The organism is Stenotrophomonas sp. 278 (genome assembly GCF_003935715.1).
Lineage (GTDB): Bacteria > Pseudomonadota > Gammaproteobacteria > Xanthomonadales > Xanthomonadaceae > Stenotrophomonas > Stenotrophomonas maltophilia_AH.
Window position 1 is genome coordinate 1 of the sequence record NZ_RHPP01000178.1, and the last position, 7,142, is coordinate 7,142.

Genomic DNA, 7,142 nt, shown 5'->3' on the forward strand with positions numbered 1-7,142 from the left:
GGCGCGGCGGCTTCACCCCGCATCCCGGACCCGGGCCTGCGCCCCGTCCGGGTCCCGGTCCAGGTCCGGGTCCACACCCTGACCCAGGACCGGGTCCTGGTCCTGGTCCGGGGCCCCACCCTGGCCCGGGGCCTGGACCACATCCGCCAGGGCCGGGTCCCGGCCCCGGCCCTCATCCGCCGGGTCCGCGTCCACCGCCACCTCCGCCGCCCTACTGGGATCACCCGTTCTGGGACGCGGCCGCCTTCGGTGCGGGCGTGGCAGTGACCTCGGCGATGATCGGATCGATCGTGTACAGCCTGCCGACCGACTGCACCACCGTCATCGTCAATGGCATCGGCTACCAGCAATGCAGCAATGGCTGGTACCAGCCGCAGTACATGGGAACCACGGTGCAGTACGTGGTTGTGGACGCACCACAATGAACGGAGTACGACCATGCCACGACTGAAGCGCACGGCCTTTGCGATGGCGCTGGCGGCCACTGCGTTGGCCGGTCTGCCGGGGTGCCGTCCGGCGTCGATTGCGCGGGCGACGACGCCGAGTGATGGTGGTGCGTTGGAAGGCGCGTCGGAACTGCCTGCGCGACGGGCGCTGGCGCGCGAGCTCTATGTGGCGGGTGTGCCGCTGCTGGCGCGTTATGCGGTGGTGCATGCGCGGAATATTGATCGCGGCGGTGCGGAGTATCAGGGGCCGTTGAATGTGTTGCATTGGGTGATGGTTTCCGCGGAGATCAGCCGGGCAGAGCCCGGCGCTACGGAAGCGCACGAACCGGCGGAGGCGTTTACGGTGGCCGCAAGTCTGGATCTGCGGGCTGAGCCGATGGTGGTGCGGGTGCCTGCGCTGCCGGCCGAGCGCACCTACCTGCTGCAGTTGACCGACCTGCAGGCGTCGGTGCCGGCACAGATCAGCAGCCGCAGCACGGGGAACCAGCCCGGTGACTACCTGGTGGTCGGACCAGGCTGGCAGGGTGAGGTGCCGGTGGGCATCGTCGACGTGATCCATGCCGATACCACGCTGGTCAGCATCAGTGGCTGGGTGCAGGGGCTGGACACCGACAGCTCCGGAGCCCGGCAAACGCTGCAGCGGGGCTTCAGGATCCAGCCGCTGTCCCGACACCTCGCCATTGCGCCACCGCCGATCACCCTCGGCGACTGGCCGCAGCCGTTGCCTGCCGATATCGCGCGGCATTCGGCGCTGTTCTTTGCACGGTTGGAAGCGTTGCTGTCGTTCGTGCCAGCGCAACCCGGTGAGGCAAATCTACGCCAGCGCCTGCAGCAGCTCGAGATCACACCGCCGCAACGCCCGCTGGCGCAGGCCGCCACCCGCGCTCTGCGCGAAGGCATGGCGGACGGCCAGCGCGAGATCGACCAGCGGCGTGCGGCGCTTGGTGGCTGCGATCCCGGCGAGGTGGACGCGGCCCACAGCGATGCGATTTCGCGTGCCTGTGCCGCGCAACGCACGTTGAAGGAGGGGTGATGCCACAGCATCCCTGGCTCTGGATGGCCGCGCTGTTCCTGGTGCCGTTGATGGCAGCGCTGGTGGTGAGCCTGATCGTGCGCAAGCGTGGGTTGCGCGCGAACGCAGTGCTGGCGTGGTTTGTGCTGGTGTGCTGGATCGGGGCGTTGACGGTGATCTGGTTGCAGGTGCGGTAGCCCGTAGAGCCGGGCTTGCCCGGCTTCGCGGAAAAGCAGCCGGGCAAGCCCGGCTCTACAACGACTGGCCGAGCTCGATGAACACCACGCGCTCGCCGCCTTCACGCATGCCCATGCCAAAGATCAATGGCCCGATCCACGAATCGAACCCCAGGAACAAGCTGCCGTTCCAGATCCCATCCTCCAGCGACATGTCGCTGCGCCGCTGCCAGGCGTTGCCGTATTCGACGGTGCCGCCGACCTGCGCTGAGCGCCCCAGCACTTTGCCCAGTTCGTAGGTGTAACCGACAAACCCCAGCGCGTAATGCTGCCCGGTCAACTGGTTGTGCTGGAACCCCGCCAGCCGCCAGCGTCCACCCAGCCGGTACAGGTTCTGCACCGGTGCCTCGCCCGAGGCCGTGATGTGATAGCGCAGCCCCAGCTGCACGGCCTGTTTGCCAAACGGGAACGCACCCACGGCGTCCAGATCGACCTGCCCGAAACGCGTGTCGGCACCCAGCGCCTCACGCGACTGGTAGGTGCCCAGCGTGACCAGGAAGCCATCGCGCGGGAAGTACAGGCTGTCGATGTTGTCGTAGGTGGCACTGGCGGTGAACGCGCCCTCGTCGAAGTCGGTACGCGGAATCGTGGGGTCGCCGACCTCGACCTTGGCGTTGCCGCGATACCGCTCCAGCCCCGCTCGCAGCGACAGCACGTTCGAGACCTCGCGCACCAGGCCCATGTAGGCACCCGTGCGCTGCACGCGGAATCGCGCGATCCTGTTGTCATCGCTGTCGTCGAACAGGTTGAAGGAACGGGTCTGGAAGCCCCCCGCCGCCTCGAAGCCGTAGCGGTTGTGCAGGTCGAACGGATGGTAATAGCTTCCGGTCAGTGCCGGCTCGCTGCCCACCTGCAGGGTCACCCGGGCTTCGGCCCCGTAGGGCGACAACGGCGCGAACAGCAGGCCGGCGCGCAGGTTGCTTTCATGGTTGCCTTCAAAGTCGTTGCTGATGGTCCAGCCGGCCTGCAGATAGGCCGGTCCGTTCGGCTTGGCGCGGGCGCTGATGCGCACGCCGGCCTGGCCATCACGCTCGATCTGCTCGTAGCTGAAGCTGGCCAGGGTATCCATGCCGTAGCCACGCAGAATGCCTTCCTGCATGGCCTCACTGTCCAGCGGCTTGCCCACTTCCACCGGCAGATAGGACAGCAGCACGGAATCGGCATAACCGGTGTGGTTGTCCACCTCGATGAAGGCAATCGGGGCCGGTGCGGCCGTTTGCGCACGTTGCTCCCGAGCCACCCGCCATTGCTGGTAGTCCGCCGCTGGCTGCGAGAACGCACGCAGCGCAGGTGTTGCGGCGTCAGCGGCCTGCTGGCCGATCTGCAGCGCCAGCGGAGCCTTGTTGAAATCGCCGGTGGCCACCTGCCCGGTCAGTGGCGGCGTGATCAGCAGATCCTGCGCCCCCAGTGTGGCCAACTGCTGGCTGGCGTTGCGGGTAGTGAGAAAGCCACTGAGCTGGCCGATCACATCCAGCAGGCTGGCATCCTGGTCCAGCTCGCTCAGTGGGGTGCCCACATCCACGGCAATCACCCGCTCGGCCCCCATCGCACGCACCACGTCCACCGGCACGTTGTCGGCCACGCCGCCATCCAGCAGCACGCGACCGTCGATGCTCACCGGGCGGAAAATGCCCGGCAGGGACATGCTGGCGCGCATCGCCATCGGCAGGTTGCCGTGCGACAGCACCACCGCCTGGCCGGTGTTGAGGTCGGTGGCCACGGCTCGATACGGTGTGGCCATCTGGTCGAAGTCGCTGCTGATCCGGCTGCCGCCGGTGGCGCGTTCGAACAGCGCGATCAGGCGTTCGCCCTGCGACACACCGCCAGAGACCTGCACGCGCTTGCCGGCACCACCGAGACCGATGCCTACCGCGGTCATCTGGGTGTAGTCGTCGCCCTTGCGACGCAGCGAACGATCCCGGCGCGGCAGGGTGTCGCTGAACATCGCCATCCATTCGGTATCCAGCACCACCTGCTCGATCTGCGCCGGGCTCTGGCCAGAGGCGTACAGCGCGCCCACCAGCGCACCCGCGCTGGTGCCAGCGATGCAGTCCACGGGAATGTTCAGTTCTTCCAGCTTGCGCAGGATGCGTACGTGGGCGATGCCGCGCGCCCCTCCTCCACCCAGCGCCAACCCAATCCGCGGCCGGGTGTCACCCGCCACGCGCACGCCACAACTTTTGCCGGTGGGCATGTTGACCACGTCCACCGCCTGCACGGCCGTGGACGCGCACAGTGCCGCCAGCAACACGATCCAACGGGCCACGTTCAGCGCCATGGCGAGCCCACCTGGATGTAGAAGGTTTCATCCTCCGGGCCCCACGCGTAGTCGACACCGACGTGCATGCCCAGCTTGCGCGCAATCAGATAACGGAAGCCGGTGCCCTTCGCTACTTTGTCACCGCCTTCGCTGAAACTGTTGTGCCGCCCCCAGGTCCGCCCTGCCCCGACGAAACCGACCAGCGCCCAGCGCGAGGTCATGTTCCAGCGCAGCTCGGTCTCCAGCACCGCTGCACGGGTGTCTTGATAGCGCGCCGAGCCGATGCCTCGCAGGTCGATGTACGGCAGCCGGTAGAAAGGAATGTCACCGTTGGCCCAACGGGCATCCACGCGCCCACCGAGCACGAAGGCCTTGCCCAGCGGCCAGTAGCCGTAGGCATGGCCGCGATAGCTCTGGAACGCGCTGTCGCTGCCGATGCCCGGCAGGTAGGCATTGCCCTCGATCATGCCCAGCCAGCCGCTGGACGGGCTGAAGGTGTTGTCGCGGCTGTCGTACTCCAGCGACAGTCCCAGCCCGGAACTCTTCGTGCCGAGCTCGCGCGGGGTGAAGTTGAGCCGGTCGGACTCGACATCGAAACCGATGTCCATGTCCATGTAGATCCAGGCCAGACCCAGATACAGATCGCGCGTTCCCAGGCGGCGGAAGCCCTGCTGGAACGACACGATGCCATCGACGTTGTAGTCGATCTCGAGCGGTGGCAGTCGGCGGCCAGGCGTGTGGTAGGCCAGATTGAGGGAAGCTTTGGCAACGCCGCCGCGATAGCGCCAGCGGTCTTCGTCGAAATGCAGCGATGCCCCTACGCCGTAGGCTTCGCTGCCGTTGCTGGTACGCATGGCACCGGCACCGTATAGATTCGGGCGGGTCACCATTCCCGCTTCGGCGGCTGCGCTGCCACTGGCATGCGGGCGCTGGAAGAACGCCAGTGCCAGACCACCGCCGTTGCCCAGCGCGGGGTCGGTGATGATGATCGGTACCGGCAGAAAACCACGATGATCAAGCAGCCAGCGTGACATGTCGAAGCGACCGTCTTCGGGGTCGCGGAACATCGACGCTTTGGGAGCATCGGAATCCTGGGGCAGCGCCTGGGCCGCTACGACGAAAGGCAGCAGTGCCAGGCAGGCGATGAGCAGGGGTGCGCAGATCGACACGGCGTCACCTCGGGGGAAGGTGCACGGCGTCGCGTCGCTGGGGAGGGAGAGCCGCGACGCGACGCCGCGCGATGAACCGAAGCGCTACTCAGCGCGCCGCCGCGCTGCCCGGCGGGAAGTCGGCGAACATCTTGTCCAGGCCAGCCTCCACCGCCGCATTGACCCGATCGGTGGAACTGGGCACGGTGCCGCTGGCTGACCCGCGCCACACCGCCTGCTTGGTGCGCGAATCGAACATGTCCACCACCAGGGTGCCGACGTCATAGGTGTGCACGGTCGTCGTGGACGAGGCCATGCCCATGCCGCCACCCCAGCCACCGCGCCAGCCCCAGCCACCCATGCCGGTGCCGGTGTAGAAGGTGTCCAGGGTCTGGCGCTGGCTGTTGGCGATGTTGGCGACCAGCGCGATGTCGCCGTTCGGGGCCTCGGTCAGGCCGCGCGCGCGCAGCCGCGCATCCACCCCGTCGACGATCCGCTGCACCACCAGCGGCGACGCGCCCTGCGGCTTCTGCGCCCAGCTGTAGGTCTTGAACGAGGCAAAGTTGGCGCTCGGGTCATGGTCGGTGCGGACCGTGGGCGACGACGCACAGGCCACCAGGCCGGTCGCCAGAACAGCAAGGACGAAGGCTTTCATCACAGCAGACTCCAGCGTCGTGAACAGGGCTTCAGGCTAGCGCTCCGCCACCTGCCGGAGCATCCGCATAACTACGCAGAACGGGCAGAAAAACTACCGGTTCAGCGCGGGGCGTTGATCACCACGTACTGAACGCTGGTGCCGGCATAGCGCGGCTCGTACCAGTCGTTTCCACACTGCTGGTAGGCCACGCCGTTGATCACCGTGGTGACGCAGCTCGGCGGCAGCGAGTAGACGATCGAGCCGATCACCGCACGCGTGACCGCCACGCCCGCGGTCACAGCGGCAGCGGTGGCGAACGGATGGTCATCCCAGTCATTCCAGTGGTCGTCGTGGTCATAGTGGTGATCCACGTCAACATGGACATCGCGGTCAATGTTGCGGTTCACGTTCCGGTTCACGTCACGATTACGGTCGACATTCCGGTTGTGGTCGATATTGCGGTTGGCTGCGCCGCCGGCAGGCCGGTTCATCGGGTGGTTGGCCGGCCGCTGTGCAGCACGGTTCACATTGGCGTGGGCCGAGGCGCGTGCACCACCGCCGCCACGATGCCCGTGCTGGGCCGATGCGCTTTCGAACATCGCAGGGGCCAGGCCCAGCGCGGCAGAGGCCAGCGCGGTCAGCAACAACGATCTTGCAGAGGGCATGTTCATCTCAGTTCTCCGCGTCAGGCGCAGCAGCCGCAACGGCCACCGGGACCAGCTTGATCCGGTGGGCGTCCGCCGGCGGGGTGAAGGCGAACGCGCTGTCCGGCACCGGCGTGCGGGTATCCCAGCGCAGGCGCGCACGGTACTGGGGCTGTGCCGGGTCATCCAGCGAATTGATGATCAGCTTGACCGGCAGTGAACTCGCCTTGGATATCCACACCTGCCAGTCCACGCCGTCCTGCTGGAAGGCGTATTGCTCAATTGGCTCACCCGCCTGGGTGCCCCCGCCAATATGCCGTGCACTGCGGATGAGACTGCTGGGGGCTTTATCGGTGCCCCACAGGAACATGTCGGCCAGCGGGAACTCGATGTCATAGCGGGTGGCGGCCTGTTCCACCAGTTCGCCCAGGGTGGCATGCAGGCCCTCCACCTGTGCGTAGTACTTCAACTTCGGCGCATACACCGTAAGCGCCTTGCCGTCATAGATCAGCTGGCGCTGCTGGCGGTCGCTGTCGAGCTCCACGAACACCTGGTTGGGCCGTTTCACCCGGTAGCTGACCTTGCCGTCCAGCTCGATCTTCTGCCCGTCTTCCAGCACCACCTCGGTACTGGCATCGGAGGTCAAGGAAAACTGGTTGAGTGCGCGTAATGCCGCGCCCATGCGCTCCAGCGCGGCCAGCGCGTCGGGGTCGCGTTCGGATGCGGGGGCTGCAGCGGCGGTGGTGGCCGGCTTGGGCG

8 protein-coding genes are annotated in these 7,142 nt (G+C 66.9%); 3 read left to right on the forward strand and 5 right to left on the reverse strand.

What is annotated here, in order from left to right; genetic code table 11:
* Positions 1-257 precede the first annotated feature (257 nt).
* The 3 genes from EGJ34_RS22390 to EGJ34_RS22395 are packed head-to-tail and all read left to right on the forward strand — an operon-like array spanning position 258 to position 1,655.
* Positions 258-425 carry a hypothetical protein gene (locus EGJ34_RS22390; protein WP_185750263.1) on the forward strand — a complete coding sequence of 56 codons (168 nt, stop codon included), beginning with the start codon at positions 258-260 and terminating at the stop codon, positions 423-425.
* A gap of 13 nt (positions 426-438) precedes the next feature.
* Positions 439-1,479 (forward strand): DUF1254 domain-containing protein, encoded by a 1,041-nt coding sequence (locus tag EGJ34_RS19520; protein ID WP_185750264.1) that lies wholly within the window; start codon positions 439-441, stop codon positions 1,477-1,479.
* Positions 1,479-1,655: a hypothetical protein gene (locus tag EGJ34_RS22395; protein ID WP_185750265.1), complete on the forward strand. Its 177-nt coding sequence runs from the start codon at positions 1,479-1,481 to the stop codon at positions 1,653-1,655. The genes EGJ34_RS19520 and EGJ34_RS22395 overlap by 1 nt, the downstream gene beginning before the upstream one ends.
* A 55-nt stretch (positions 1,656-1,710) precedes the next feature.
* On the opposite strand, the gene EGJ34_RS19525 is transcribed toward EGJ34_RS22395, so the two are convergent.
* From EGJ34_RS19525 to EGJ34_RS19545, 5 genes are all read right to left on the reverse strand, one after another.
* Positions 1,711-3,972 carry a patatin-like phospholipase family protein gene (locus EGJ34_RS19525; RefSeq protein WP_125362112.1) on the reverse strand — a complete coding sequence of 754 codons (2,262 nt, stop codon included), beginning with the start codon at positions 3,970-3,972 and terminating at the stop codon, positions 1,711-1,713.
* Positions 3,963-5,123, reverse strand: a complete 1,161-nt coding sequence (locus EGJ34_RS19530; RefSeq protein ID WP_260477068.1) for a BamA/TamA family outer membrane protein — start codon at positions 5,121-5,123, stop codon at positions 3,963-3,965. The genes EGJ34_RS19525 and EGJ34_RS19530 overlap by 10 nt, the downstream gene beginning before the upstream one ends.
* Positions 5,124-5,211: 88 nt before the next feature.
* The gene (locus EGJ34_RS19535; protein WP_125362113.1) at positions 5,212-5,757 is read right to left on the reverse strand and encodes a DUF4136 domain-containing protein; all 546 of its coding nucleotides are present in this window, start codon (positions 5,755-5,757) and stop codon (positions 5,212-5,214) included.
* Positions 5,758-5,858: 101 nt separating this feature from the next.
* Positions 5,859-6,404, reverse strand: coding sequence for a hypothetical protein (locus EGJ34_RS22800; RefSeq protein ID WP_260477069.1), 546 nt, complete (start codon positions 6,402-6,404; stop codon positions 5,859-5,861).
* A gap of 7 nt (positions 6,405-6,411) precedes the next feature.
* Positions 6,412-7,142 (reverse strand): DUF2092 domain-containing protein (locus EGJ34_RS19545; protein ID WP_125362115.1); only part of this gene is annotated, 731 nt, incomplete at its 5' end.

What these genes read in the sequence shown, in the direction of transcription:
- EGJ34_RS19520 (WP_185750264.1), top strand. Translation starts at nt 439, where the DNA reads ATGCCACGACTGAAGCGCACGGCCTTTGCGATGGCGCTGGCGGCCACT.
- EGJ34_RS22395 (WP_185750265.1), top strand. Translation starts at nt 1,479, where the DNA reads ATGCCACAGCATCCCTGGCTCTGGATGGCCGCGCTGTTCCTGGTGCCG.
- EGJ34_RS19525 (WP_125362112.1), bottom strand. Translation starts at nt 3,972, where the DNA reads ATGGCGCTGAACGTGGCCCGTTGGATCGTGTTGCTGGCGGCACTGTGC.
- EGJ34_RS19535 (WP_125362113.1), bottom strand. Translation starts at nt 5,757, where the DNA reads ATGAAAGCCTTCGTCCTTGCTGTTCTGGCGACCGGCCTGGTGGCCTGT.
- EGJ34_RS22800 (WP_260477069.1), bottom strand. Translation starts at nt 6,404, where the DNA reads ATGCCCTCTGCAAGATCGTTGTTGCTGACCGCGCTGGCCTCTGCCGCG.